The following is a 26,232-nucleotide window of genomic DNA, read 5'->3' as shown; positions in this document are numbered from 1 at the left end:
TGCGCTCGTCGCCGAGTCACCGCATGTGTGAGGGCAGAAACGGCAGAGTGTGAGTCTTCTCGCGGTGGAGCATTGACGCTGCTGGGTCACGGCGACCGCTCATGTTGCCGTCGCTGGACCGAGTCATGCGGCGAGCGGTGGGTGCTGACTCGAGCGGTCGGTGAGTGTCAGGGGCAGTCAGAGGTAGGGGCGAGTGATGAGCTCGAGATACATTCCCGACGGGTCGAGGAAATACACTCCGCGACCCCCGTGCTCGGTGTTCGTCTCCTGCGGGCGAGTGCGCTGTGGGTCTGCCCAGAAATCGAGGCCGCGCTGTTTGAGCAGGTCAACGGCTCGGTCGAAATGGTCGTCAGTGCAGAGGAAGGCCATGTGCACGGGCAGAATGTCATATCCCGGTGGGGGAGTGGCGAATTGGAGCATGACTCCGTCGGAGAGCATGATGTTGGCGAACGGTCCCCAGGATTCGGTGTGTTCGGCCTCGAGGATATCGACATAGAACTGCGCCGAGGCGGCCGGATCCGCTGCGGCGATGATGGTGTGGTTGAAGGTTGCTGACATGATGAAGTCCTTTTCGAATGAGTGGTGGTTCGCTGATCGCCCGAGAATGTTTTCGGGCAGGGAGAACTGACAATTGTGAAAATGGCTTCGTCATGGGGAGGGCCGCGAGCAGAGCGCTCGTGACCTCTGCGGCTCAACTGTCGACCGGGTTACCGATCCGTGAGCGGCTGTTTGCCTGTCCGGTCATCGCCACCGAGCATACAACCCCAGAGGTCGAAGCGGAACAGTTTTCGCGAACGTCCGACGTCGCCGACCGCTCGAGTTACCGTCGCTGTACCGAATTATGCGGCGTGCGCTGGGCGGTATGTCGAGCGGCGGGCGAGTGCAGGCCGAGTCAAGGCGAGCGGTCGGCGGTAGCCCGAGCGATCGGCGCGGGCACGCGGTTGTTCACCGCCGCTGGAGGAGGACCGCGGCCTCGAGGTGCTTCGTGTGCGGGAACATGTCGAAGATCCGCGCCTGGGTCACCTCGTAGGCAGGCATCCGCGCGAGGTCCTTTGCCAGCGATACGGGATTGCAGCTCGAGTAGACGATGTGCTCGACGCCGGTGTTCTCCAACACTGCCGACAGTCGTGCACCAATCCCCCGCCGAGGCGGATTGACGATCACGCAGTCCGGCCGGTCGACGCCGGCCGGGTTGGCCGGTTCCGTTACACAGACCGGGTCGCCCGTCCCAGCCGCCGCGACTGAGCCAGTCATATCAGCCGGTGCCGCCAGGTTCGTCTCGGCGAACTCCGTGGCATCGCCGGCGAGGAACCGAGCTTCGATGCCGAGTTCGGCGGCACTGACCTTCGCTGACTCGATCGCCTGTTCGCTGACCTCGACCCCGGTGACCCGTCGCGCAGGGGAAGCACAGTAGAGCGCGAACCCTCCGACGCCGCAGTACAGATCCCACAGGTTCGAAGCGTCAACAGCGTCCACCCACTCGGCCACTTGGTTGTAGAGCCCGATGGCGACAGCGGTATTCGTCTGGAAGAAAGACTGCGGCCGCAGATGGAGATCGACCCGATCGAGGTTCATCCGCAGCGATTCGCCGCGCAGCATCTCTTCGCGGCTGCCCTCGAGCACGGCCTTGTGCTCGGGCAGCAGATTCACCGACACCACGGACGCATTGGGGATGACTTCGAAGAGCCGACCCTTCCGCGATCGCAGCACGTCCAGCCCATGCTGAGTGCGGACGACGAAACGAATCATCAGCTCACCCGAAGGTGCCGCCGTGACATGGACGAACTTCAACTCCCCGCGGCGAGCAGCAACATCATAAGGCTCGAGTCCGGTGGCATCGAGGAAGTCCGCAAGCACCGGGATCACCGCCCGGATCGCCGGGGTCTGAATCCCACAGTCACGCAGATCGACACCGTGGAACTCCTGATCGAGGATGCCCAAGGTGACATTCCCGGCTGACCCACCGACGGCGAGCTTCGCCCGATTCCTGAAGTCCCGTAATCCACCGGCGAAGGTCGGCAGCCAAACTCGCGGAGCAGCCTCGGCGAGGACTTTGCGGCACCAAGCTTCCTTGTCGGCGATCTGCTGCCCGTAGTGTGTTTCGATGAGCGCGCAGGAACGGCACTCCCCGCGCTCGAAATACCCGCAGTGCAGGTGCCCATGATCCGCCGAGGCGGGGGTGAGCGGCAAGGTCGTCATCCCCTCATTCTAATCGGCGATCGGCCCCGGAAAATCGTTGACCCGGTACGCCCGACAACCGTAGACTGAACGTAGCCAAATCGATTTGGCTCTGCCCTCGAAGCCCGAAGGAACCGATGACTCAGCTGCGCAGCCTCCACCAAGCCCCGACACTGCTCGTCCCGGAGAAGGTCCTCCTTCCCGAAGGCGCGCAGACCGGCCACGCGGTGCTCGTCGACGACGGCCGGATCCTCGCTGTCGGCCCCCTCGCCGAGGTGGACGCCCAGGCCCGATCGCTGCTGACCGACGCGAACGCCGCCGACCCGAGTCCGAGCGCCGACTGGGCGCCCGCCGAACCTGTCCGCATCGACCTGCCCGGACGCCTGCTCATGCCCGGCTTCATCGACGCCCACCACCACCTCACCCAGACCTTCGGCAAATCCCTCGTCTTCGGCGAGCCCTCCGAGATCTTCCAGCGCGTCTGGGTGCCCATGGAGTCGAACATGGACGCCGAGGCCATCGACGTCGCCACCCGCCTGGCCGCCTGGGAATCCCTGCGCGGCGGCTTCACCACCGTCACCGACGCCGGCACCCGCTCGAGCGTCGACGTCTCCGCGATCTCCAATATCACCGCCGAGGTCGGCCTGCGCTGCGTGCTCGGGGTCATCTGCAACGACCTCGGTGGAGGAATGCGCGCCTCGACCGTCGCCGAGGTGGTCGCCGCCGCAGAACGCCACCTGAGCAGGTGGGACGCCGAGTCCCTCGTCCACCCGTCCCTGGCCGTGTCCATCCCCGAGGTCGCCTCCGACGAGGCGCTCGTGGCGATCACACGCCTTGCCCGGGAGGCCGGTGTGCCGTTCCAAACCCACCTCAACGAGCACATCGTCGCCGTCGAGCGCTCCCTCATCTCCGGTGGTGAGCGTCCGCTCGAAAGGCTGGCCCGCCTCGGTGCGCTCGGTCCCGAGCTGCTCGCCGCACACGCCACTCTCCTGACCCCGCGGGAGATCCGACTGCTCCGCGACTCCGGCGGCGCAATCGCCTACAACCCGGTCGCCAGCTCCTGGAAGGGCAATGCCGTGGCGCCCGCACTGCTCATGCACGAACTCGGAATGCGCATCGGACTCGGCACCGACGGCACCCGCTCGGATGCCTTCCGCCTCCTTGACGCCGCCGAGACCGCGCAGCGGCTCACCGGCGGAATGGACGTCATCGACTCCTCGGCCGGCGGAGGCTGGACCTGGCTCGAACAGGGCCTGCGCGGCGGTGCCGACGCGGTCGGACTCGGCGGGCAGATCGGGGAGATCTCACCCGGTGCCCGTGCCGACCTGCTCGTGCTCAATATCGACACTCCGGAGTTCGTGCCTTCCTGGGATGTGCCGTGGGAACTCGTCCGACTGGCCAACCGTGACCAGATCGAAGCGGTCATCGTCGACGGCAAACTGCGCCTCGAGGGCGGTTGGCCCGTCGACTGGGATGGCCGCGAATTCCTCGAGCGTGCGAAAGACGTCTCCCGACGGGTGGTGGAGAACTCCCCGATCACCCGCATCGACCCGAACGCGGCCGACCACCGGGCACGGTGGATGGCCGAGCACGGGACCGCCCCGGCCAACACGCCGTGGAACGGTGGGACCGCCTCGGTGAACGCACCGTGGAACGGCAGCCCCACCTCGGCGAACGCACCGCGGAACAGCGGCCCCACCTCGGCGAGGGATGACTTCTGATGTCGATGCTCGCCTTTGCGATCATCGCCGCGGTCGTCCTCATCTCTGCGTTCGTGCAGGGATCGACGGGGATGGGGTTTGCGATGATCCTAGCGCCCGTCGTGACGTTCATCGACCCGAGCCTCATTCCGGTGATGCTGCTCGTGCTGATGATTCCGCTCAATCTCTACATCGCCGCGCGCGAGCGGGAGTACATCGACTGGACCGGTGTGAAATGGATCAGCGTCGGTCGGTTCGCCGGCACATTCGCGGGTCTGTGGATCCTCGTCATCGTCAACCTGCACCAGCTCGCGCTGCTCATCGGCTGGTCGACGCTCATCGCCGCGGTCGTCGCGCTGCTGGCACCGAAGTTCACGCCGAACAAGCCGGTGCTCGCGACGGTCGGGCTCATCACCGGAGTCACGGAGACCTCGACGGGCATCGGCGGCCCGCCCTACGCGCTGGCCTATCAGCACAGTCCCGGCCCGGAGCTGCGCTCGACGGTGGCGGTGTGCTTCCTCGTCGGAGAGATCATCTCCCTCATCGTGCTCGCCTTCAGCGGGCAGGTCTCGGCGGACACGATGGTCACGACCGCGTGGATGCTGCCGTTCCTCGCGGTCGGTTCGTTCCTCTCCCGATATGTCCACCACCGCCTCGACGGGCCGGTGCTGCGCTATATCGTCCTCGGCTTTGCGATCGTCTCCGGCATCATCGTCATCGTTCAGGCGTGAGGGCGGCGAGTGCCAGGTGCGGCGAAGAGTGGTCGCAAACGGAATCTTGGGCTGCAAACCTAGGTCGCAATCGGATACTTTCAAGCGCGAGAATTGTCCGGTTGCGACCTATTTTCGGGCAGCGAACCTCGTGTGCAGCTGTGCCCTCGTCGGCGCCACGCAGTGAAGTAGGCTGATTCCATGTCTGACTTCCCGCGCGCGCACCGCGTCACGATCGCCGATGTGGCGCGTGAGGCAGGAGTGTCGCGGACGACTGTGTCCCATGCACTCAGCGGTCAGGGCAAGGTCAATGCCGCCACCCGGGCCAAGGTCAAAGAGGTCGCCGAGCGGCTGAACTATCGGCCCAGCGCCCGTGCCCGCAGTCTGCGCTCGGGCAAGTCGCAGACCCTCGCCCTGCTGTCCTCGATGCCCGCGGCTGTGTCCGCCGGGCCGTCTCAGCTGGGCTTCTTCACCGAACTGGCCATGGGATGTGCGCGGACCGCACTGCTCGAAGGCTACGTCTTCGTCCTCGCCCCACCCACCGAGGCGGCTGACCCCGTCGATCTGCTCGACATCGACGGTGCGATCCTCCTCGAGCCCACCGTCGACGATCCCCTCGCCGAGGCGCTGCGTGACCGTGGCATTCCCTACGTCACGATCGACGGACCGAGTTCGAGAGCTGGCGACGACGCCCTGACCTCTGACGAGGCAGGTCCGGCGCGTGCATCGACAGCTTCGACCGGAGCCGCCAGCAAGTGGAGCATCGACCTCCACCACCGGGCGACTGCTCAGCTGTTGCTCAATCATCTCCTCGACGAGGGAGCCACACAGCCGGCGCTGCTGGTCAGCCGCAGCCTGCGCGGAGCACAGATCGCGGCCCGCGAGGTCTATGCCGAGACCGCAGCCGCCCGCGGTTTCACGCAGCTGATCGCCGAGGCGGATGAGACCTCCGGAGAAGACGGAGCCTTCGCCGCCGCCGAGGAGCTGTTGGCCGAGCACCCGGACATCGACGCGGTGCTCGCGCCCATCGACACTTTCGCCACCGGAGCGGTGGGAGCCGCACAGAAATCCGGCCGAACGGTCGGAGAGGACCTGCTCATCGCCACCCGCTACGACGGCTTGCGCGCACGCACGAGCAATCCTCCGCTGACCGCCATCGACCTCGGCCTCGAGGCGATCTCGGGCGCGGCGGTCGAGATGCTCGTCACCGTTCTCGACGGTGATCATTCCTCGAATGCGACCGCTGTCCTGGACGGCAGCACGGAATCCGTCGCCCGGGACGGAGGCGACGCGGAATCCGCCGCTCTGGACAGTGGCACGGAGTCCGCCGCCCTGAATGGAGGCGACGCGAAACCCGCCGCTGCGGACGATACTGGGTCGGCCGCCTCGGCGGGTTCATCCGGTCCTGTTCTCGTCGTCAGGGAATCGACGGCCGGCCATCCGCCGGACCGGAGCAAGGACGGAGCCTGACTCTCGGGCCAGTGGTACGGTGCCGCGTCGAATCTCAGATCCGGCCACCGGCCGAACCTCAGATCCGGTAGTCGGCAGGTCTCTGGTCGAGCTTGCTCGGGTCGGCGATCGGAGTCCGGGCCTTCGGGTGACGGTTGCGCTTGCCGGTGTGGTGGAAGAGCAGGTTGAGCAGCACCGAGACGAACGCGGCCATGGCGACACCGCTTCCCAGCAGGGACGATGCCGTCTGCGGCAGCTTCGAGTACATTCCGGGAAGGAGCACCGGCATGAGGCCCGCGGCCAGGCCGACGGTCGCGGTGATGAGGTTGCCCGTCTGGTTGAAATCGATCTTCGCGAGCATCTGGATGCCGAGGACGGCGATGATGGCGAAGACGACCACAGCGGTGCCGCCGACGACGGCCGACGGCACGCCGTTGAGTATGCGGGCGACGGGACTGAGTCCGATGAGGATGAGGAGGATTCCGGCGATCGCGGTGACGTAGCGGCTGCGCACACCGGAGGCGCGCACGATTCCGACGTTCTCGCCGCTCGTGACCATCGCGGGAGTGCCGAAGAGGCCGCCGAGGATGGTGATGATGCCGTCGGATCGGATGAGGCGGGGGACCGCGCGGTGCGGTTCGACCTTCCTGCCGACGATCTCGCCGTTGATGATCGTCTGTCCGGTCGCCTCGGCCATCGATGCGAGAGCCCACAGCAGCATGGGGATCGCCGCGATGAGGTCGAACTTCGGCGAACCGAACGGGAAGAGGGTCGGCACGGCGAACAGCGGGCCGTCGGTCTGACTGGAGAAGTCGGTGGCTCCCATGAACGCGCCGACGATGGTGCCGCCGACGAGCCCGACGGCCACAGAGAGCTTGCCGAGCATTCCGCGGAAGAACCGGAAGCACACGATGGTGATGAGGATGGTGATGAGGCCGAGCAGCAGGTTCTGCGGGTCGCCGAAGTCCGGTGAGTCCGGTTCGCCGACCATGAGTTTGCCGGTGACCTGAACGAGGTTGATGCCGATGACGATGACCATGATGCCGATGACCAGCGGCGGGAAGAACTTGAGCACCTTGACGAACAGCGTCACCGCGAGGATGTAGAAGACTCCCGTGAGCAGCACTGCTCCGACCGCGGTCTCGACGTCGGTGCCCTGCGCGATCGTGATGAACAGGATCGTCGCGGCCCCGCCCGGGAGCATGACGAACGGCAGTCGCACGCCGATCTTCCACACACCCACCGACTGCAGGATCGACCCGAGACCGGAGAAGACGAAGACCGCCGACAGCACCGCCGAGGTGGTCTGCGCGTCCAGCCCCAGTGCGGTGGCGATGAGGAACACCGACGAGATCGGGGTCGCCACCATGACGAGCACGTGCTGAATGGCGAATGGGACGAGATTGCGGATCGGCCGCAGCTGATCGACGGGGTGGACGGCCTTGCCGGATGTGGTGGTGTCCGCGGACGGCGTTGTGTCGGTGTCGACGGCGGCGTCGTTGCCGACTGTGCTGCCGGTGTGGTCCGGATCGGGTGTTGCGGGCATGGCACTGCTCCTCGATGCACATCGTGATCGGCCTGAAATACAGCGGCCAAATCGATTTGTTCAATCGTGCATCGAGGGAGGGGCGGTGTCAATAAGCGGTTCGGAATTCGGACAGATTGCCGAAAAACGGGCTGAGTGTCGAGAAACGCATGTACGCACCCGTTTCTCGACACTCAGCCCGTTTTTCGACGGAGTCCGGGGAGACTCAGGCGGCGATGAAGCTGAGGACGATGAAGGTGCCGAAAGAGACGAACGGGGCGATCGCTGCGATTGCGATGGCGATGACGCCGGGTGTTCGGCCCCGCCCGGTGACCGCGGCCGTGATGCCGAGGATGATGGCTGTGATTCCCGCGCAGGTGCAGAGGCCCTGGACTCCGACGAGCACGGTCGCCAGGGTCTGATACCAGTCCGGTGTGTCGGTGAAGTAATAACCGGATGCCGCCTCGGAGGGGCCGACGGTGGCGCCCAGGATCACCGAGGCGGCCAGGCTGAGGACCATGGCGACGATCGAGAGCGCCACGGCCACCTTGCCCAGCGTCGGCGACTTCGCCGAGGCGGCACCGTCCATTCGGGCCGCAGCGGAGCCATGAGCATCGGCAAGATCGTCGGGGCGCGGGGAGGCATAGATGGGTTGGGCAGGAGGAGTCGGGACTCGAGGCTGCTGTGCCGCGAGCTCATCATCGGTGGGCTGAGGGTACGAAAAGTCCGTCGAAGTCATGCTTCGACGCTATCGACAAGGACCGGCTGCGCCCCATCCTGCTATCCCAAGAGCGAGGTCGGGAAAACCTCCCTGCGGGCCGAGCCCGGCCAGTAGCCGCGAATTCAGGTCACAAACGGATACTTTCGGGCGCGAGGAACCTCCGTTTGTGACCTAGATTCGGGGTTCAGGGCTTGCGGGCGACGATGAGGAACCGCTTCTGTGTGACCGAAATCGGCTCACTCGACTCGGCTAAGCGTCTGAGGACATCGAGGTTGGACCTGACGGTGAACCCGGGGACATCCCACGGAATATAGGCGAGGTACTCGATGACCGCCTCGACGTCGGTGAAGCGCATCGTTCCCTGCCACTTGCGGGCCGCCTCGATCGCCAGTCCCTCACTCTCGACGTCGCTGATGCGCGGTTCGAGCTGCTGGCGCAGATCGCCCGCCCCGCCGCCGAAGAGGTCGCGGAACTCCTGCGCCTCCGTGCCGTCGACCTGCTGGGTGAGGAACAGTCCGCCCGGGGAGAGGACTCGGGCCACCTCGGCGAGGTCATAGCTTTCGTGGCGGTTCATCACAAGGTCGAACTCGTCGTCGTCCCACGGCATCTCCGGGTGGTGATCGCTGTCGTACCGGGTGACCTCGACGCCGTAGTCCTCCAGCATCGAGGCGGCCAAGGGGACGTTGGGCTCCCACCCCTCGGTCGCGGAGATCGTCGGCGAGGGTTCGCCGGGAGGCCGGGCCTCCTCGAGGCGATCGATGAGTTCGCTGAGGCGCTCGCCGCCTCCCGTGCCCATGTCGAGGCAGCTGCTCGACTCGGCCATTGCGTCGAGGCAGATCTGGTCGAAGTCCCACGGCGGATCATCGGCGACGAGGCGTCCGGCCAGCGGGGAGAAGTTCCACCCTGTCATCGAGGCTGTCTCGTGGATCCAGGCCCATCGTTCGTGGCGTTCGTGGGGAGTCTCGTCGCGCGTGCGACTGCTGTCGGCATATTCGGGCATGTCCACACTCCTCTGCCGGGTGGCTCGGCACCAACACCGAGCAGTTCTGCAACTCTGCCGGACGGCTCGGCACCGCGATGGCGCCGGTGCCGTACTTCGACTCTAGGCCAAAACAGGATCGAGGTGCGGGATGTGGCGAAGAATTCTCCGGACTGAGACATGGATTACGGCGTGCAGTAAGCGGGCGCTTATACGACGAAGCAGAAGATGAGCACGGCGAGGCTGACGGCGAGCATGCCCAGGCAATTCAGCCAGAAATCCCGACCGATATAGCCGGCCCGCAGATGAGCGACCGCGGCGCAGAGGAAGTAGACGACGAGGCCCGCCGCGGCCGCCGCGCCGAACCCGGGAATCCAGATCCCCGCCACCAGGCCAGCCGCGGCGAGGAACTTCACCACCGCGAGCACCCACCACCACTCCCGCGGGAAGCCGACGCCATCGAGGCAGGCGGCGATCGCCTGCGGCGGTCGAAAGGTGAGCAGGCCGTCGCCGAAGACGATGACCGCGAGGACGACGACCGGCCAGATCGGATCGGGCAGCAGGATCATCGTGAACCCCTCACAGCGAACTCCGGACGCGAGTGTGGAAGACGATGCTGGCCAGCATCGCCTCGACGGCGTCGTCGAGACTCATCGTCGTCGCCGCCCACCGGAAGAGGATGCCCAGGTATGAGTCGTAGAGTGCTGCGGCGCTGGCCCGCGCATGGTCCTCGTTGATCCCGATCGAGACCAGCGATTCGCTCAGGCGGCTCTGCAGATCTGCAGCGAGGGTATTGAACACCTCGGGCTCGCCCTTGACCCGCATCATCGCCGCAGCGTAGTCCCGTGACAGGTCCTCGTGCTCGGCGAAGAACTCGAGGAAGGGCAAGAAGAGTTCGAGCAGATGACGCTGCACCGCCGAGGATGGTCGGGACGGGCCCGTGTCCCTGGGGCTTGCCCCAGCGCCGGCCCTCATCCCGACCGAACCTGCGGCCGTCGAGCTTCCTCGCTCCGACAGGCTCTCTCGCCGAGGCGATGGTGTGTAGGTCCCGTCCTGCAGCTGCCCGATCCACCGATCGAAGCACCGGACGAGGATGGCGTCCTTGTCACTGACCGCCATCACTCGGCCCACCGACACCTCCGCGGCCTTGGCGATCGCCCGAACGGTTGTGGATTTGAAGCCGCGGTCGAGGAACAGCTCGGCGGCGGCACCGATGATCCGATCCTCGGTCTGCCGGCGCTTGCCGGACCTCAGCTGAACGTGTTCACTGGCCATGCTCGAACCTTAGGTCCTTCCGTGTTCACTTTCCAGGCCCGGTGTCGTGTTGCCCTCAACAGGAAAGTTTATGTACCTTAACTTTATGAACGTCGAACCCTCTGCGTCGGTGCGCACCCGTGAGCGTGGGCGGAAGAAGCACGGCCGGAAGAAGATCTCCACCGCAGTCCTCCTCGGCCCGGCCTTCGTCGCCGCCATCGCGTATGTCGATCCGGGCAACGTCGCGGCCAACCTCACCGCCGGCGCGGAGTACGGATACCTCCTCGTCTGGGTGCTCGTGGCCGCGAACCTCATCGCCGTTCTCGTCCAATACCTGTCCTCGAAGCTCGGGCTCGTCTCCGGGCAGTCGTTGCCGAGCCTCCTCGGTGATCGCCTTCGGAAGAGGTCCCGCCTCGCATACTGGGGGCAGGCCGAGGTCGTCGCCATCGCCACCGACCTCGCCGAAGTCATCGGCGGCGCGATCGCACTGAAGATCCTCTTCGACTTGCCGCTCCTGCTCGGCGGACTCATCGTGGGCGTGGTGTCGCTGTTCCTGCTGTCGATCCAATCCACCCGCGGTCAGCGTCCCTTCGAATTCGTCATCATCGGATTCCTGGTCATCATCGCCATCGGCTTTCTAGCAGGCCTGTTCGTCGGGAACGTGAATTGGGGGCAAGCCGCAGGTGGAATCGTGCCACGGCTCGAAGGCACGAACTCCGTGGTGCTGGCCGCGAGCATGCTCGGCGCCACCGTCATGCCCCACGCGATCTACCTCCATTCGGCACTGTCGGTCGATCGTCATCGTGGCAATGCGACCGCCTCGACCGGGCAGCTGTTGCGCGCCAGCCGCTGGGACGTCGTGCTCTCCCTCGTCGTCGCCGGGTCCGTGAACATCGCGATGCTGCTGCTGGCCGCCGCAGCGCTGCGCGGCCAGACCGGCACCGACACCATCGAAGGTGCCCACGCGGTCGTCACGGCCAACCTCGGCGAAGTCGTCGGCCTCTTCTTCGGCATCGGTCTCCTCGCCTCGGGGCTGGCCTCGAGCGCCGTCGGATCCTATGCGGGCGCCTCGATCATGCAGGGCCTACTGCGGGTGAATATCCCGATCGTGTGGCAGCGCGCGTTCACGATGATCCCCGCGCTCATCGTTCTCGCCATCGGAGTCGACCCCACCTGGGCGCTCGTGCTCAGCCAGGTCGTGCTCAGCCTCGGCATCCCGTTTGCGATGATCCCCCTGGTCAGGCTCACGAGCAGCCGCCGCGTGATGGGCGAATTCGCGAACGCACGCTGGATCACGCTCATCGCCGTGGCCGCCTCGGCGCTCATCATCGCCCTCAACGTCGTGCTCATCGTTCTGCTGGCTCTCGGCGTCGGCTGACCTTCGCCGAGGCGGAGCGGCCGGCTTGGGTCGATGCGGATCGGACTCGTGTATTCGCGCGCTTACGGCGCATCGCTGCCAAGTGACGACCGATGAGTCCATGTCGAGGAGCGAAGAGGTAGACGAGAGCGAAGACCGCGCCCTGCGAAAGCACCACCATCCCTCCGGAAGCAGTGTCGAGGTAGTAGCTCGAATAGAGACCGATCACCGCGCACAGAATCGAGATCGCAGGCGCGATGAGCAGCATCCGCTGGAACCTGTCCGTGAGCAGGTATGCGGTCGCGCCGGGCACGATGAGCATCGCCACGACGAGCACGACCCCGACCGCCTGCAGTGCGACCACGGAGGTCAGGGCGAGCAGCCCGAGCAGGGTGGCGCCGAGGAGGCGCGGATTGATCCCCAGCGCATGTGCATGAGTCGGGTCGAAGGCGTAGAGCGTGAAATCGCGGTTCTTGGCTGCGAGCACAAGCAGGGTGATCACGCCGAGGATGGCCACCTGGACCAGTTCGGAACGCGAGACGCCGAGGAGGTTGCCGAAGATGATGTGGTTGAGGTCGACGTGCGAAGGGGTGACGGAGATGAGGACGAGGCCGAGGGCGAAGAGCGAGGTGAAGACGATGCCGATCGCCGCATCCTCCTTGATTCGGCTGGTGTCACGCACGGCTCCGATGAGTCCGACTGCGAGGAATCCGAAGACCACCGCACCGAGGGCGAACGGCGCGCCGACGACATAGGCGAGGACGACTCCGGGCAGTACTGCATGCGAAACGGCATCGCCCATGAGCGACCAGCCGATGAGCACCAGCCAACAGGAGAGAACGGCGCACACGACCGAAGCGATCAGAGTCGTCGCCAAGGCGCGGAGCATGAAGTCGAAACCGAAGGGCTCGAGCAGGAAATCGATGAGAGTCATGCCGTCTCTCCTTCGATGCGGTCGGCTCGGTCGGAGTTGGGACGCTCACCGCCCCGGGGTGTCACGCTCGCACCGGACGGGTCGAGGCCGAACGCCCGGGCGAGATTCTCCGGTCGGAGCACCTCGGCGGGAGAGCCGTGGAGGAGGACGCGGCGCATCAGGAGGATCGCCTCGTCGGCGAGTGCGGGCAGCGCGTTGAGGTCGTGAGTGGACACGAGCACCGTCGCCCCCGCCTCGGCGAGTTCCTTCAGCAGGCCGGTGATCGTCGCCTCGCTGCGTTTGTCGACGCCGGCGAAAGGCTCATCGAGGAGCAGGATCGTCGCCCCCTGCGCGAGTCCGCGGGCGACGAAGGCCCGTTTCTTCTGCCCGCCCGAGAGCTGACCGATCTGTCGGTCGGCGAACTCGGTGAGTTCGACGCGGTCCAGAGCGCTCTCGACGGCCTCGCGATCGGCTTTCCGGCTCATCCGGAGCGGGCCCATGCGGCCATAGCGACCCATCATCACCACATCGCGGACCGAGAGTGGGAAGTCCCAGTCGACGTCCTCGCTCTGAGGGACATAGCCGAGTGCTCCGGCCCTGCGGGCCCGCTGTGTCGGGCCGCCGTCGATGCTCACCCGCCCGGAGTCGGGGTCGACGATGCCCATGATCGTTTTGAACAGGGTCGACTTGCCCGAGCCGTTCATCCCGATCAGCCCGCAGATGCGTCCCCGCTCGAGCGTCAGGGAGGCGCGATCGAGAGCGAGCGTGTCCCCGTAGTGGACGGTCACCTCGTCGACGGTGATCGCCGGGGGTGCATCGCCGACCGGTCCGACCGTGGAGCCCGTCTGTTCGGTCACGGACGCGGGAGCTGCAGAACTCACGATTCGCTCCCGGTCAGTGCCTCGGCGATGACCTGCGCGTCGTGGCGGATGAGGTCGAGGTAAGTGGGCACGGGGCCATCGGCCTCCGACAGCGAATCGACGTAGAGCGTGCCGCCGAATTCGGCCTCGGTGGCTTCGACGACCCGATCCATCGGCGCCTGGGAGACCGTGGATTCGCAGAAGACTGCGGGCACATCGTTGTCCTCGACGAAATCGATCGCCGAGGTGATCTGGCCCGGTGTCGCCTGCGATTCGGCATTGACCGGCCAGATGTACTTCTCCCTCAGTCCGGCATCGCGTGCGAGGTAGGAGAACGCTCCTTCGCAGGTGACCAGCGCCCGTTGGGACTTCGGCAGCGTGGAGAGGTCCTCGACGAGGTCGTCCTGCACCGTCTGCAGCTGTTCGCTGTAGTCCTTCGCGTTGGCAGTGAAGTCATCGGCGTGGTCCGGGTCGAGGTCGGCGAAGGCGCGGGCCATGTTCTCGGCGTAGATCTGGACGTTGAGCGGGCTCATCCAGGCGTGCGGGTTGGGTTTGCCTGCGTAGGCGTCCTCGGTGATCGAGAGCTCGTCGACCCCCTCGCTGACGACGGTATGAGGGACGTCGACCTCGTCGACGAACTGGGAGAACCACTGCTCGAGGTTGAGCCCGTTGTCGAGTACGAGATCGGCCTTCGCAGCCTTGCGGATGTCGCCGGGAGTGGGTTCGTAGCCGTGGATCTCGGCCCCGGCCTTCGTGATCGACTCGACCTCGAGGTGCTCGCCCGCGACATTGTCCGCAATATCGGCGAGCACCGTGAAGGTCGTGAGCACGACCGGTTTGTCGCCGGCGTCCTCGGCCGTCGCGGCGCTGCCGCAGGCGGCCAGACCGAGGGGAAGGGCCGCGGCCAGGGCGGCAGTGAGTCCGCGACGAGAGCGAGAAATCGGGTGCCCGGTGGGGGCGTTTCCGGGTGCAGATGCGGCGTCGGCGGCGGTGGTGGAATTGCTGTGCTCAGACACGAGGGGCTCCTTGTCGTCGGGGGTCCCGAATAAAAGTTAAGGTACGTTAACTTTATGCCCTGAGCTGAGGAAAGCCAAGTCGTTGGGCACTGCCGGAACGGCGGTCCATTCCGCTGACGGAGGAGTGTGGAGGGTGGTGTTGCGATGGACCTTCGCCGAGGCGGCTCCTCGCATCGGTGTCACCGAGGTCCCGTTGCGGAACTGAGAATCACCTCGCCGAGGCGGCTCGTCAGTCGGGGAGGATCCCCGACCGGGCGAGGACGGTGAGCCTGCGCGCGAACTCGGCGGCCTCCTCGGGGTCGGTGCCGTGCAGGCGGAAAGCCGGTCGATCCCGGAACTGCACAACGGCGGTTGCATACCCGTGATCGACTCGAGTGCTCGCCCCGACCAACTGATTCGGTGCCGCCTCGTCGATGATCTCCGTATTTCCTGAGGTGGTCGGGCGGGTGTGGATCAGGCGGGAAGGTGTGACGAGGAGGTATTCGGCACCGCGCGGATTGTTGTTGCCGATCTTCAGCCACACGGACTCATCCCGGTCGAGGGCGTCATAGGGCGGCGGGGTCGGCCCACGGCGGCGGGCTCGCGCGGAGAGTTTCTCCTCGCCGGTGCTGCTGAGGGTCATCCGGCGGGCTCCGAGCAGAATGATGACGGAGATCGCTGCCAGCGGCACGGTGACTGCCGCGGCGATGACCGTGTTCGCGAAAGAGAGCCAGGCGAACAGTGCCCCGGCCCCCATGCCGAGGATGACGTTGCCGGCCACGAGCCAGAGCGCCATGCCGGTGCGGCTGCGCACCGCCACCGTGATTCCAGCCATCGCCAGACCGAAGTTCGTCGAGGCGATGGCTGCCGCGCACAAGGCGAAGAACGGCAGGGGCGAGTTCGTGAAGTCACCCCATACGGTTCCGGGAGCACCGGGTACGGATGCGAAAGAGTGCCACAGGAGCGCAGCCAGACTGAAGCACAGCCCGAACAGCGGTCCGATGCTCGTGACAGCGATGAGCGGGTCGCGGGTGAAGAGGGTGAGCGATCCGCGTGGGGCTCCGTTCAGTTCGGATTCGAGTCCTTCGCCGCGGTCGGATCCTGTGAAGAAGATGATTGAGACGAAGGTGATGAGTCCGATGAAAGCGAAGGTCAGCGGTCCGGCCGCCGCAGCATCGATGACGACGTCCGATGAGCTGGATGCGTGTGCCAAGCCGGTGTTGACGACGAAGAACACCACAGTCGCCACGGCGCTGAGGGCGAAAGCGCCGGTCAGTCCGTGGGACAGTGCCCGCTTGTGGGTGCTCATGGATGGTCAGTTCTTCAGTGCGCGCATCGTCGGTCAGCTCTGTCGCAAGTCTATCGGCCGAACGAGGATTCGCGGGTCCGAACGCACCCACCACGGTTTCGGTTCTCCGGCTGCGGCGGCCGCCTGCCGTTCGGCGCGGGTGGCATAGCGGTAGGTGAAGACGCGGACACGGATGAGGTCCGGTGCGGCACCGTCGAAGGGGTCGAGGCCCATCAGTCTGCGGATCTGCGCATCACCGGAGCCGATCGCGCGCAGCAGTGCGGTGAACCAGGTCTGTCGGTAGTCGCCGAGCGCGGCGAACCACATGAGCCAATCGAGGCGCAGATGATAAGGAGCGACGATCGGTCCGCGGCGGCAGACATCACCGGGTTTGCCCTTGAACCGATACTCGCGCCAGCCGTCGTCGATAGCAGCCGCGCCGTCAGTGTCGCCACCCGCATCCGCGCCGCGATCGGCGCTGCTGTCCTCGGGTGCGATCCACCCTTCGATGATGATCTCGTTGCGGGTCTCGGTCATCGATCCGAAAGCGCCGTAGGCGTTGCCGAGCCCGAGCCGATTGAAGCTCGCGTTCATCAGCTGATTCGGTGAGAAGAGGTTGCGCAGCGCTGGCACATTCAGCCACGCCTGCCATACGACGAATACGAGGACGACGATCAGCCACCAGACCGGCAGCGCCTCGACCGGCGCGGTGGTGGGTGCGGGGTCGGCCGCCTCGGTGGTGGTGGGATCGGTGATGGAACTCCACCCCCATTCGGGGAACGGGCCGCCGACGATCCAGCGGAAGAACGTGTCGCTGATGCCGGAGCAGGCGAGCAGGATCGTCGCCCAATTCAGCCACGCATAGTTGCCGCTGACCACGAGCGCGAGTTGGGTGATGATGATCGCGACAGCGGCGAACGATGCGATCGGCTGGGGCAGGAACAGAAGCCACGGCGCGGCGAGTTGGACGATATGGCTGCCCAAGGTCTCAGCCTTGTGCCACCAACCGGGCATGAGGTGCGCGCGCCGGGAGAGCGGTTTCGGCATCGGCTGGGTCTGGTGGTGGTAGTCCATCGCGGTGAGGTCCCGCCAGGACGAATCCCCGCGCATCTTGATCATTCCGGCACCGAATTCGATGCGGATGACGAACCAGCGCAGCAGAAGGATCATCGGCAGAGTCGGGGCCACCTCGTGGGAGCCGAGGAAGCCGACGAGGAACCCGGCCTCGAGCAGCAGCGATTCCCAACCGAAGCCGTAGAAGCGCTGCCCGATCGACACGATCGAGAAATACAGCGCCCACATCGCCAGGAACACCGGGATCGGCACCCATGCGGGGCCGGCTTGGGGCAGACCGATGATCGCCGAGGCGGCCAGGACCATTCCGATCACGCAGACGAGGCGCAGTCGTCGGTCCGAATACGCAAACCGCTTCCAGCGGAAGAGGCTCGGCGCCTGTCGGGCCGAGGTCAGAGCGATGAAGCGTGGGGCAGGGGTGAGTCCCCGTTCGCCGAGGAGAGCCGGGAACTGGTTGAACGCGGAGGCGAAGGCGATGAGGAAGAGCACACCGAAGCCGCGTTGGATGATCTCGCGGGAGATCGTGTAGTCGCCGGCGGTGAGCAGTGCGACCACCTGGCTGAGGTCCATGGCTTAAGTATCCTCCTCCTGCGGAAGACGTCCGGTCGTGGCCAGAGAGGTGAGCGCTTCGGCGAACTTCTCTGCCTCGCTCGGGTCCCCGCCGATGAGTTCCATGTCCGGGCGGTCCCGGAAGTGCGCCGAGGTGGTGTGCCCGGCCCGGCGGAACTTGGTGCTGGCGCCGCGCAGCTGTCCTGGATGAGCCTGGTCGAGGATACGGACCTGCCCGGTCGGGTGGGTCCGGTTCCGGTGCTGGTGGGCGCGGCCAGGAGGAGCCGCTGGTTCGTGGCGGCGAGGATCTGTCCGTCCGGGTTCTCCCTGTCGGCGAAGTGGACTACGAGGTTCTCATCGGGAGCGAGGGCTGTCAGCAGCGACTGCACTCGAGTTTCATGGGCGGCGTCGATCCGGTTGGTGACGCGGTCACGGGCGACGGCGAACAGGCGTGCGGGGACCAGGGCCGCCGTGGCGATGATGAGGCAGATGACGGTCACTGCCAGAGCCGCGACCGGTGACATCGTGAGAATGTTCGAGGCCACGACGCCGATGGTGATCGCCAGAATCACGATGAGCACCGAGACGACGAGGAAGACCGCCCAAAGCGTGCGGTGGAAGGCATCGGCGATCGCGCCGAGCGCGAGGCTGAGGTTGGCGGTGCCCCACAGCCCGAACAGCAGAGCGAAGGCCGGCAGCGGTGACGAGGTGAGGTCGCCCCAGACGGTGCCGGGAATGCCGGAGTCTTTCGCGAAGGCGTGCCAGATGAAGGTGGCGATGACTCCGCAGACGGCCCACACCGGTTCGACGGCGAACACTCGAGGCCAGGGGTTCCGGACGAAGGCAGTGGGCGGCTGTCTGCGTTTCACTCCATGAGGATCGGCGGCTTGCTGTGCACGGGCGGCGCTGCTGCCGGCGGGCGGTTTGTCCTCGTAGAAGACGAAGGCGGTAACGGCGGAGAAGAAGAACAGAACCAGTATCCCGATGCCCGGTGCCTGGTCCGGGTTGATTCCCCGGAACCGGTGATTGCTGATCGGGTTGATACCGGCATTGGCGAGGAAGAAGGCAATCGAGGCGAAAACGGCGAACCCGATCCCGAACACGAGAGTAGTACTGCCCCTGGAGCGACTGTCCCTAGTCATGCCTCCATCCTCGCAGGAACTCTGCGAGCCGTGGGTGCTGTGATGTTCCGGATCCGTTGCGTCGGAGTCACGGGAGAATGTGGAGTGCCGCGTCGGATCAGCGAGGAAGGCGACCCGTCCGCGCGAGGACGGTGACCGCCTCGGCGAAACGGCCGGATGCCTCCGCGGTTCCTCCTGTGACGCTCATCGGCTGTCGACCATTGAACAGCACCGTCGTGATCACCTGGTTGGTGCGAAGCTCCGATGCGCCCCCACTCAACTGACCGGGTTCGGCCTGCTCGAGAACGAACGTGCGCCCAGGTGCGATGATCGAGGCACGGAAGATCCGTCGGTCGGTCAGCACCAACATCTGCGGGTCGGCGGTGCCGCCGTTTGCACGGGAACTCGGGGTCTCACCGAGGTAGCTGGTGAGGATCCGCTCTCCCGGCTGGAGGGCGTCCTCGGGCGGTTGAACGGGCCGGCCGGGACTTCGCCGACTGCTGGCAGATGGCCGTTCACCGGAGTCGAAACGGTCGACTCGCCTGATCGCCCACCACCTGAGCGGGATGAGAAGAGCAGTCGAGACGATGAGGCAGACCACGCCGAGCAGAAACGCGATGACTGTTGGAAGTGTGGCGAGACCGAAGAAGCCGAAGAGACCGGCCGTCAGACACCCCAGGCCGAGCCCGCAGGTGAGAATCGTGAGAGAGCCCGGCCGGTGATCTCGATTGAACGCTTCGGCAAGAGACGACCAGGCGAAGGACATGTTCGTTGTCGCCCAGCAGAGGAACACGGTCGACAGAGCGGACAGCGGGTTGCCGGTGAGGTCTCCCCAGACGGTTCCCGACAAGCCGGGGTCCGCAGAATAGGTATGACCGATGAACAGTGCGACCAATGCGCAGACCGCCCAGATCGGACCGACGAGGAGTACCCGAGACAGCGGAGCGTGGACGAACCGGGTGATCGACTTTGGTTGCCGCGGAGTGTGCGGGTCTGCCTCGGCGTGGTCGGGATGATCGTCTCCGCTGACGATGGCCAGCGTCGCGTGCGCGACAGCATGCGCGGCGAGGAGGATGCCGAAGAACACGGACGGCGCCAAGTACGGGTCGCCGCCGAAGTCGCCGAGGTCGGCATCGATGATGTGCCGGTAGTGGTCCTGACACATCTGAGCGGTTCCCGGTCAGATTCCCCGTCCCGACGCAGAAGGAGCGGTGACCGTATCGGTCACCGCTCCTTCTATCGCTGTGCTAACCCCGTCACCGAGGCGGCTGTGCACGGGCGGGCACGGCAGCCTCGGCGAGGGGTTTCACTCAGTGCTTCGGTTCCTCGAGGTCCTCGACATCGTCGGCTTCAGTGGGCACCGCCGGAATCGAATCCGTGGTCGGCGGTGTCGGTGGAGTGACGACCGACTGGAACGAGTGCTCGTGCGAGTAGGCGAGGAACGACAGATGGTTCTCGTACCGGTCGAGCACGTCATCGATGATCTGCTGTGAGCTCAGACCCATGAGGTCGTATCCTTCCGAACCGGTCTGCGTGAAGACCTCGATACGGAAGTACTTGTCGTCACCTCGTGGGGCGTTGCGGGCACCGAATGACGGCACATTCGCCTCGATGGCTGCGGCCTCGTAGTGGAAGTCGCGCTGCTCGCCCATGTCGACATTGAGCGTGTTCGTCGTGATCTCGGTGTCTTCGTCGAGGGTCTGGATGTGTTCGACGGTGTAGCCGAGTTCGCGGAACTCCTTGGACACGGCTTCCAGGGACGGTCCGACCACCTCGGCGACGAAGCGTTCGACGGACTTCTTCGTCGGGTAGGAGCGAAGGGTCGCCAGTCGCTGACGCCAGGTCTTCTCCGGAGCACGTCCACCGTGGGCGGCCGTGGTGCGGCGACGACGGGTCCGGCCTTCGCGTTCGGCGCGCTCCATGCGCAGCACCTTCGAGAACGAGGCCATGACGAGGTAGGCAATGATCGTCACCGGCAGAGCGAAGATCAGCGTTGCGTACTCCATCGTCGTCACGCCGCCGGCGACGAGCATGGCGATTGTGAGCACTGCCGTGACCAGGGCCCAGAAGATGCGCAGCCACTTGGCTCCGTCCTCTTCCGGATTCGGAATCGAGGAGGAGAAGTTCGACATCACCATGGCACCGGAGTTCGCACTCGTGAGGTAGAAGAGCAGTCCGGACAGAGTGGCCAGGCCGATGAGGAACGTCGCTCCCGGGAACATCTCGAGTAGGTCGTACCAGCCCTGTTCCGGGGAGGCGATGGCCGTCTTCGCGAACTCGTCGTTGCCGTTGAAGACCTCGGACAGGGCCGAGTTGCCGAAGATCGTGACGATGATGAAGTCGCAGATCACGGGGGCAGTGATCGCAGCGATGACGAACTCACGCAGCGTGCGGCCGCGGGAGATGCGGGCGAGGAACAGCCCGACGAAAGGACCCCAGGCGAGCCAGAAGGCCCAGAAGAACAGGGTCCAGCCGCCCATCCATTCGGAGCCGCCGTCGACATAGGCGAACGTCGACAGCGTGCGTTCGGGCAGGGTGAAGATGAAGCGGCCGATGTTCTCGACCATGGCGTTGAGCAGGAAGGCGGTCTTGCCGGTGATGAGGATGTAGAGCATCATCGCCGCACACGACCAGAGGTTGAGCTCGGAGACGAGGCGGATGCCCTTGTCCACGCCAGAGGTGCAGGCGGCGACGGTCATGACGACGGCCACGATGACGAGCGCGATCTGCAGGGCCAGCCCGGTTTCGAGGCCGAAGAGAGTGGCGAACCCGACGTTGAGCAGGACGACGCCGATGCCCATCGAGGTGGCCACGCCGAAGACGGTGCCGACGAGGGCGAAGATGTCGATGACATCACCGGTGGTTCCGCGCACGCGCTTGCCCAGCAGCGGGTAGAGGACCGCACGGATCGAGAGGGGCATGCCCCAGCGGTAGGCGAAGTAGCCCATCGCCATGCCGAGCAGCGAATACATCGACCAGCCGGCGATGCCGTAGTGGAACATCGTCCACACGACGGCGTCCTGAGCGGCTGCCGCCGATTCGGGGGAGGCGTTGACCGGGTGGAGGTACTGGGTGATCGGTCCGGTCACCGAGTAGAAGAGCATGTCGATGCCGACGCCTGCGGCGAAGAGCATCGCGACCCAAGTGAAGAGGTTGTACTGCGGGCGGGAGTGGTCCGGGCCGAGCCTGACGCCGCCTTCCTTGGACAGTGCCACCCAGAGGACGAAGCCGATGACGACGGTGACGGTGACGACATAGAACCAACCGAGGTTCTCTGCGATCCAGTCCACAGCCGTCTTCATGGTCGACTGAGCCGAGTCGGGCATCATCATCGCCCACACGGAGAACGCGAGGATGATGAGAGAGGCGACGATGAAGACTCGCCAGTTGACCCGGGAGCCGCGTTCGTCGGAGAGCTCCTCCGGGCCCTTGCTCATCTCCGTGCTGTCGATCGGAGCGCGCTTCTCGGGGTCGACGTCCCTGCTGATTCTCGTAGCTCGGTCGGTACCGCCGAATCGCTCACGCTCGACGACTGGGCGCTTCAACTTCTCTTCGTTCGGATCCTGCACGCATCGACCTCCGGTAGACAAAAGTGGACTGGGCCCGAAAATGGGCCCGATCTATTCTACGGTTGGAGGATTTTCACAAAGACAGCACCCCCTCTTTTTAGGAAGTTGACTAAGCTGCCGGGTTGTCCAGCCGGGCCGGGCACGGGAGCCGGTTCGAACGGGCCCGAAGGGTGGAACGGATCATGCCCGGGAGCGAGCGGCCACCTCGGTGAGAGTGTCGACGAATCGCTGCGCCTCGGTGGGGATGGTCTCCTCCAGCCGCATCGACGATCCGACGTGCAGCTCCACGGTCACGGTCGCGCGTCCGCGGAAATCCTCTGCTCGAACGGCGCTGACCTGCCGAGCAGCCGCCTCCGAGAGCTGCGCGATGGAGCCTTGAGCATCGGTGCGCACCCGCATGATCCGCAGGTTGGTGAGGATGAGCAGATCGGTGTCGAACGGCGGCAGGCTCCGCAGCCGCGCGTACTCGATCTCGCCGGGGCGGAACAGGCCGGCCGCATTGATCCTCTCTGATCGTGCTCGCGGGTTGTCCGGGGTCGTCGGCCCTCGCCGTGCTGTTGGTCGGGACGCCGGCTTGCGGGCCTTCGCCCAGCGGCGGAGCGCACGGAACGGGGACCAGCCGTCTGTGAGGGAGGGGCCGTCGGGGATGGCGGGCCGAACCGACCCTGTTTGGTCGGCGTTGTCGGTTGGGTGAACCGAGTCGGAGGGGATGGGCTGGGAGGTCATGATTGAGATTTTGTCAGGGCCGCCTCGGCGATGGGGTGGGTCGGTGGTAATCGTTTGGGAACATCTGTGTCCGATCTCCCACTTCGGGTGAAGTGTCGACGCGCGGTGACGCGTCCATGGGATACTGGGGGCATGCGTGCAGGTGAAGTCTCCGAGGTCAGCCAGGACTACCTCAAGGCCATCTGGTCGGCTCAGGAATGGGGCGGCGACCCGATGACGGCCACCGAACTTGCGAACCGATTCGGCACGACGAAGGCCAATGTCACCGAGGTGCTCAAGCGTCTCGACGAACTCGGTCTCATCACCCGCGTCCCATATAAGCCACCGGTGCTCACCGAGCAGGGCAAGGCGATCGCCCTGTCGATGGTGCGCAGGCACCGGCTCATCGAGACGTTTCTTGTGAAGTCGCTCGGCTATGGCTGGGACGAGGTTCATGACGAGGCCGAGATCCTCGAGCATGCAGCCTCCGATCGGCTCATCGACCGCATCGACGCGTTCCTCGGCCACCCGACGTCCGACCCGCACGGCGATCCCATTCCGGGTGCCGACGGTGCCGTCGATTCCCATATTCCGACCCTGCTCGCCGAGGCGGCCGCCGGATCCTATGCGGTGCTGAGGGTCTCCGATGCTGATCCTGTTGTTCTCGGGAAGCTCGCCGAGGCGGGGGTGCTGCCCGATGTCGCGCTCGACGTCGTCGATCACACCGATGAAGTCGTGACCGTGGATATCGGAGGGAAGCAGGAGACGATCGACTCCGCGCTCGCCGCGGCCGTGTATCTGCGCGTGGCTTCCTCGGCGAGCTGACCGAGTCGGATCTGTTGATCCGACCGGCAGTGGTGTTTGGGTTCGGTGAGGTCAAAGACCCTCTGCTCAGTTGTTGCTTCGCGGGCGTGGGAACTTCGGTTCAGCACGTAGCAGGATCAGCGTCGTGGCTGCGTGAGCGTCGAAACCTTCGGCGAGGAAGAGCTTCGGCCAGTCGCACCAGAGTTCTGATTCATACGGGGTGCCGGGCAGGTAGGTTCCGTGCCCGTTCTGCCGATGTCCCGGGTGGGACCGGAATGCCGTTCTGGGAATGGATTGCAGCGTGTCGAACAGGGTCTGATAGAGCACCGGTGTGAAGCCATCACTGCGAGCCGCATCGGCAGTGCTCACCCAGCCGGGTCCGGCAATCGGAATGCCCCGTTTGATCGCCGAACTCATCTGAGCTTTGATGCCGGCGCGTTGCGGGTCAGGGGAGTGGTGGAGTAGAACTTTCGACCAGTGCAGGGCAACCTCGGGTTCGAAGCCCGGCCACTGTTCGGCGGCCCTGCGGCGGTTCTCGGAGTGGTTGTGGGAGTCGGCGGAGTCGTTGAAGTCTGCGGACATGGCAAACCGTCCTTCTCGGGCGCGCCTGCGCAGCGCTGACCCGGATCGAAGCTTGCCCGAGCGGTCGGCGCGGGCCCGTTCTTCCCCTGGGGCACCCGGTCGATGACGGGTTGCCGTGTGGCCGGCCAGGTACCGATGGCCACAGCTCGCGAACGTGATTTCAGTGTAGATGGAGGGTCTGACACGACCTTTGCGTTGGTGACCTCCGTGGCCGGCGGAGGAGGAATCTAGACGAGTCCTTCTTCATCGGCGTCGGCGGCCGATGACCAGTATCGAGGATCGTGGTCCTCGACGGTTTCCCCACAGTCGACACAGGTGCGGAATTCGATGGTTCCGTCGGAATTGAGTCGACCCGGTGTCAGGCTGCTGCTCTCTTCGCAGCCAGGACACCACCCATTGATGAAGCGTCTGATGTGCGTGCCGTGTTCATTGTCCATTCCGGCTGACCTCTCGACCGAATGCGCAGTGCGTGGACCTGCTGTTTTCAGTCTACGAGCGCCGGCAGTCGGCGAAGATGAACTTCCGGAGAAGACGGAGGAGTCGCCGGTGTCGTGGTCCGTCGGCGCATCGGCATGGAGGAGCACGGGCCGGACAACGCTCCGGTCCGACGGGGAAACGTCGGACCGGAGCATCGGAGACTCACCTGCGCGGCAGGTTCCACCTCGGCTGGGGCTGCTGCGGTTTCTGATGCTGATTCATGAAACCGCGTTCGGCCTGCAGATGACCCTTGTCATGGCTCTTCGCCTTCGGATCGGTGCCCGGGATGGAAGCCTGTAGCTTCTCGGTCGCCGGTTTGGCGCCGACGATGGGCATCTCCCCGGTGATCAACGGTGTCTGCGGGGCCGCCTCGGTGATGGGGTTCTGTTTGGGTGCTTTGCTGTTTCGCATGGTCTTTCCCTTCTTCGCATCCTTGTGATCTGTTTCGGTGACCAGTTCGGTGAACAGTCCGGTCCACTGGTCGGGGGTGAGATCTTTGGGCAAGATGTCTCCTCTGATGTCGTTGCGGTCCATGGTCGATTGCAGAGTGCGATGATCGGTGATGCTCATCTTCGAGAGGATTCCTTTCATTCCTCGCCCGCGACCGGTGAAGACCGAACGGACGAACTGTTGATATTCGGATCGAGCATTGTCTGGAATCGATCCGGTGGGACAGCGATCGATGGTGAGGATGCCGCCATCGACGCTGGGCTTCGGGGTGAACGCGTCGGCGGGGACGCGGGTGACGAGGCGGAAGTCGAACCATGGGGTCCATTGCGCGGTCATCATGGTCGATCCGCCGATGCCGGCGCGTTTGCGGGCCACTTCCCATTGGGTGAGCAGGATCGCCCGCTGCCAGCGCCCGGAACGCAGCAGTTTGCGGAGGATGGGGGTGGTGAGGTGGAACGGCAGATTGCCGACGATGACCGGCCGGTCGAGCCGGGTGGTCAGGATGTCGGCGTGCCGGACCTCGGCCCGCGGGTACGTGTCTTCAAGGTGATCCAACCTCGTTTCGTCGAGTTCGACGAGTGTGAGCTTTCGACCGAGCCGGTAGAGCTCGGAAGTGACTGCCCCATCCCCGGGACCGATCTCCATGATCGGTCCGGAGGTGGAACGAGCCAGGCTCGCAATCGTGTCGATGGTGGTGGGTGAACGCAGAAAGTTCTGGCCGAGTTCATGCCGCCCGCCGTGCTGTGACCGCGGGGCCGAGAGCGAATGGGACTGACTGCGTGTCGAACGGTGTCGTGACGTGTGGGGTCGCAATGGGATGTGCTCCAAAAGGAAGATGGAGGCACCCGAGGCAGCGCAATGATGGTGAGTCTGATCGATTCGTATAGACCCGGTCGATCATGATGATCGAAGTGGTCAGTGAATCGGAAAGGGATCAGCCGATTGTCGCATCGCCCGGATGCCGATGGCTCT

The 26,232-nt window shown here is 65.3% G+C and carries 24 protein-coding genes, 1 pseudogene and 1 riboswitch; of the genes and pseudogenes, 5 read left to right on the top strand and 20 right to left on the bottom strand.

What is annotated here, in order from left to right:
* Positions 1 to 177 precede the first annotated feature (177 nt).
* Complete coding sequence (locus tag ACU4IU_RS07115; RefSeq protein ID WP_181271308.1) at positions 178 to 558, bottom strand: VOC family protein; 381 nt, start codon at positions 556 to 558, stop codon at positions 178 to 180.
* A 387-nt stretch (positions 559 to 945) separates the two neighbouring features.
* Entirely contained in the window at positions 946 to 2,199 is a 1,254-nt protein-coding gene (locus ACU4IU_RS07110; RefSeq protein WP_446656286.1) for a methyltransferase domain-containing protein, read from the bottom strand.
* Positions 2,200 to 2,315: 116 nt separating this feature from the next.
* Between ACU4IU_RS07110 and ACU4IU_RS07105 the strand changes: the two genes are divergently transcribed.
* From ACU4IU_RS07105 to ACU4IU_RS07095, 3 genes are all read left to right on the top strand, one after another.
* Entirely contained in the window at positions 2,316 to 3,899 is a 1,584-nt protein-coding gene (locus ACU4IU_RS07105) for an amidohydrolase family protein (protein WP_446656285.1), read from the top strand.
* A complete protein-coding gene (locus ACU4IU_RS07100) occupies positions 3,899 to 4,609 on the top strand; it encodes a sulfite exporter TauE/SafE family protein (RefSeq protein WP_446656284.1) in 711 nt (236 codons plus the stop codon). The genes ACU4IU_RS07105 and ACU4IU_RS07100 overlap by 1 nt, the downstream gene beginning before the upstream one ends.
* Positions 4,610 to 4,789: 180 nt before the next feature.
* On the top strand, positions 4,790 to 6,058 hold the full coding sequence (locus ACU4IU_RS07095) for a LacI family DNA-binding transcriptional regulator (protein ID WP_446656283.1): 1,269 nt from the start codon (positions 4,790 to 4,792) through the stop codon (positions 6,056 to 6,058).
* Between the two features lie 58 nt (positions 6,059 to 6,116).
* Here the strand turns inward: ACU4IU_RS07095 and ACU4IU_RS07090 are convergent, their stop codons facing one another.
* From ACU4IU_RS07090 to ACU4IU_RS07070, 5 genes are all read right to left on the bottom strand, one after another.
* Positions 6,117 to 7,583 carry a uracil-xanthine permease family protein gene (locus tag ACU4IU_RS07090; protein WP_446656282.1) on the bottom strand — a complete coding sequence of 489 codons (1,467 nt, stop codon included), beginning with the start codon at positions 7,581 to 7,583 and terminating at the stop codon, positions 6,117 to 6,119.
* A 205-nt stretch (positions 7,584 to 7,788) separates the two neighbouring features.
* The gene (locus tag ACU4IU_RS07085; RefSeq protein WP_446656281.1) at positions 7,789 to 8,301 is read right to left on the bottom strand and encodes a hypothetical protein; all 513 of its coding nucleotides are present in this window, start codon (positions 8,299 to 8,301) and stop codon (positions 7,789 to 7,791) included.
* 166 nt (positions 8,302 to 8,467) lie between these two features.
* Complete coding sequence (locus ACU4IU_RS07080; RefSeq protein ID WP_446656280.1) at positions 8,468 to 9,283, bottom strand: class I SAM-dependent methyltransferase; 816 nt, start codon at positions 9,281 to 9,283, stop codon at positions 8,468 to 8,470.
* A 188-nt stretch (positions 9,284 to 9,471) separates the two neighbouring features.
* Complete coding sequence (locus tag ACU4IU_RS07075; protein ID WP_139906702.1) at positions 9,472 to 9,831, bottom strand: DoxX family protein; 360 nt, start codon at positions 9,829 to 9,831, stop codon at positions 9,472 to 9,474.
* 10 nt (positions 9,832 to 9,841) lie between these two features.
* Positions 9,842 to 10,537, bottom strand: coding sequence for a TetR/AcrR family transcriptional regulator (locus ACU4IU_RS07070; protein ID WP_446656279.1), 696 nt, complete (start codon positions 10,535 to 10,537; stop codon positions 9,842 to 9,844).
* Between the two features lie 85 nt (positions 10,538 to 10,622).
* Between ACU4IU_RS07070 and ACU4IU_RS07065 the strand changes: the two genes are divergently transcribed.
* A complete protein-coding gene (locus tag ACU4IU_RS07065; protein ID WP_446656278.1) occupies positions 10,623 to 11,894 on the top strand; it encodes an Nramp family divalent metal transporter in 1,272 nt (423 codons plus the stop codon).
* Here the strand turns inward: ACU4IU_RS07065 and ACU4IU_RS07060 are convergent.
* From ACU4IU_RS07060 to ACU4IU_RS07020, 9 genes are all read right to left on the bottom strand, one after another.
* Positions 11,863 to 12,807 carry a metal ABC transporter permease gene (locus ACU4IU_RS07060; RefSeq protein WP_259358343.1) on the bottom strand — a complete coding sequence of 315 codons (945 nt, stop codon included), beginning with the start codon at positions 12,805 to 12,807 and terminating at the stop codon, positions 11,863 to 11,865. The genes ACU4IU_RS07065 and ACU4IU_RS07060 overlap by 32 nt on opposite strands.
* Entirely contained in the window at positions 12,804 to 13,643 is an 840-nt protein-coding gene (locus ACU4IU_RS07055) for a metal ABC transporter ATP-binding protein (protein ID WP_446657583.1), read from the bottom strand. The genes ACU4IU_RS07060 and ACU4IU_RS07055 overlap by 4 nt, the downstream gene beginning before the upstream one ends.
* 20 nt (positions 13,644 to 13,663) lie before the next feature.
* Complete coding sequence (locus ACU4IU_RS07050) at positions 13,664 to 14,587, bottom strand: metal ABC transporter substrate-binding protein (RefSeq protein WP_446657582.1); 924 nt, start codon at positions 14,585 to 14,587, stop codon at positions 13,664 to 13,666.
* 304 nt (positions 14,588 to 14,891) lie between these two features.
* Positions 14,892 to 15,950, bottom strand: coding sequence for a hypothetical protein (locus ACU4IU_RS07045; protein ID WP_259358344.1), 1,059 nt, complete (start codon positions 15,948 to 15,950; stop codon positions 14,892 to 14,894).
* 33 nt (positions 15,951 to 15,983) lie between these two features.
* Positions 15,984 to 17,510: a lipase maturation factor family protein gene (locus ACU4IU_RS07040; RefSeq protein ID WP_446657581.1), complete on the bottom strand. Its 1,527-nt coding sequence runs from the start codon at positions 17,508 to 17,510 to the stop codon at positions 15,984 to 15,986.
* Positions 17,396 to 18,694: a hypothetical protein gene (locus tag ACU4IU_RS07035; RefSeq protein WP_446656277.1), complete on the bottom strand. Its 1,299-nt coding sequence runs from the start codon at positions 18,692 to 18,694 to the stop codon at positions 17,396 to 17,398. Before ACU4IU_RS07035 ends, ACU4IU_RS07040 begins: the two co-directional genes overlap by 115 nt.
* Before the next feature lie 97 nt (positions 18,695 to 18,791).
* Positions 18,792 to 19,838 carry a hypothetical protein gene (locus ACU4IU_RS07030; protein ID WP_446656276.1) on the bottom strand — a complete coding sequence of 349 codons (1,047 nt, stop codon included), beginning with the start codon at positions 19,836 to 19,838 and terminating at the stop codon, positions 18,792 to 18,794.
* Between the two features lie 145 nt (positions 19,839 to 19,983).
* Positions 19,984 to 22,242 (bottom strand): choline BCCT transporter BetT, encoded by a 2,259-nt coding sequence (betT, locus tag ACU4IU_RS07025; RefSeq protein WP_446656275.1) that lies wholly within the window; start codon positions 22,240 to 22,242, stop codon positions 19,984 to 19,986.
* Between the two features lie 180 nt (positions 22,243 to 22,422).
* Complete coding sequence (locus ACU4IU_RS07020) at positions 22,423 to 22,968, bottom strand: hypothetical protein (RefSeq protein ID WP_446656274.1); 546 nt, start codon at positions 22,966 to 22,968, stop codon at positions 22,423 to 22,425.
* A 132-nt stretch (positions 22,969 to 23,100) separates the two neighbouring features.
* Here ACU4IU_RS07020 and ACU4IU_RS07015 point away from each other — a divergent pair, with 132 nt between their 5' ends.
* A complete protein-coding gene (locus ACU4IU_RS07015; RefSeq protein WP_172172499.1) occupies positions 23,101 to 23,772 on the top strand; it encodes a metal-dependent transcriptional regulator in 672 nt (223 codons plus the stop codon).
* A 66-nt stretch (positions 23,773 to 23,838) separates the two neighbouring features.
* Here ACU4IU_RS07015 and ACU4IU_RS07010 read toward each other — a convergent pair whose 3' ends face one another.
* From ACU4IU_RS07010 to erm, 4 genes and pseudogenes are all read right to left on the bottom strand, one after another.
* Positions 23,839 to 24,333: a hypothetical protein gene (locus ACU4IU_RS07010; protein WP_446656273.1), complete on the bottom strand. Its 495-nt coding sequence runs from the start codon at positions 24,331 to 24,333 to the stop codon at positions 23,839 to 23,841.
* A gap of 43 nt (positions 24,334 to 24,376) precedes the next feature.
* A riboswitch (SAM riboswitch) is annotated at positions 24,377 to 24,487 on the bottom strand.
* A 73-nt stretch (positions 24,488 to 24,560) separates the two neighbouring features.
* Entirely contained in the window at positions 24,561 to 24,770 is a 210-nt protein-coding gene (locus ACU4IU_RS07005) for a hypothetical protein (protein ID WP_446656272.1), read from the bottom strand.
* Positions 24,771 to 24,972: 202 nt separating this feature from the next.
* Positions 24,973 to 25,221 (bottom strand): hypothetical protein, encoded by a 249-nt coding sequence (locus ACU4IU_RS07000; RefSeq protein ID WP_446656271.1) that lies wholly within the window; start codon positions 25,219 to 25,221, stop codon positions 24,973 to 24,975.
* A pseudogene (gene erm, locus ACU4IU_RS06995) lies at positions 25,158 to 25,968 on the bottom strand (23S ribosomal RNA methyltransferase Erm). The gene ACU4IU_RS07000 and the pseudogene erm overlap by 64 nt, the downstream one beginning before the upstream one ends.
* Between the last annotated feature and the right edge of the window lie 264 nt (positions 25,969 to 26,232).

Source organism: Brevibacterium sp. CSND-B09 (genome assembly GCF_052906525.1).
The sequence above is the reverse complement of the archived record's forward strand: the minus strand, read 5'-3'. Positions and strand labels throughout refer to the sequence as shown.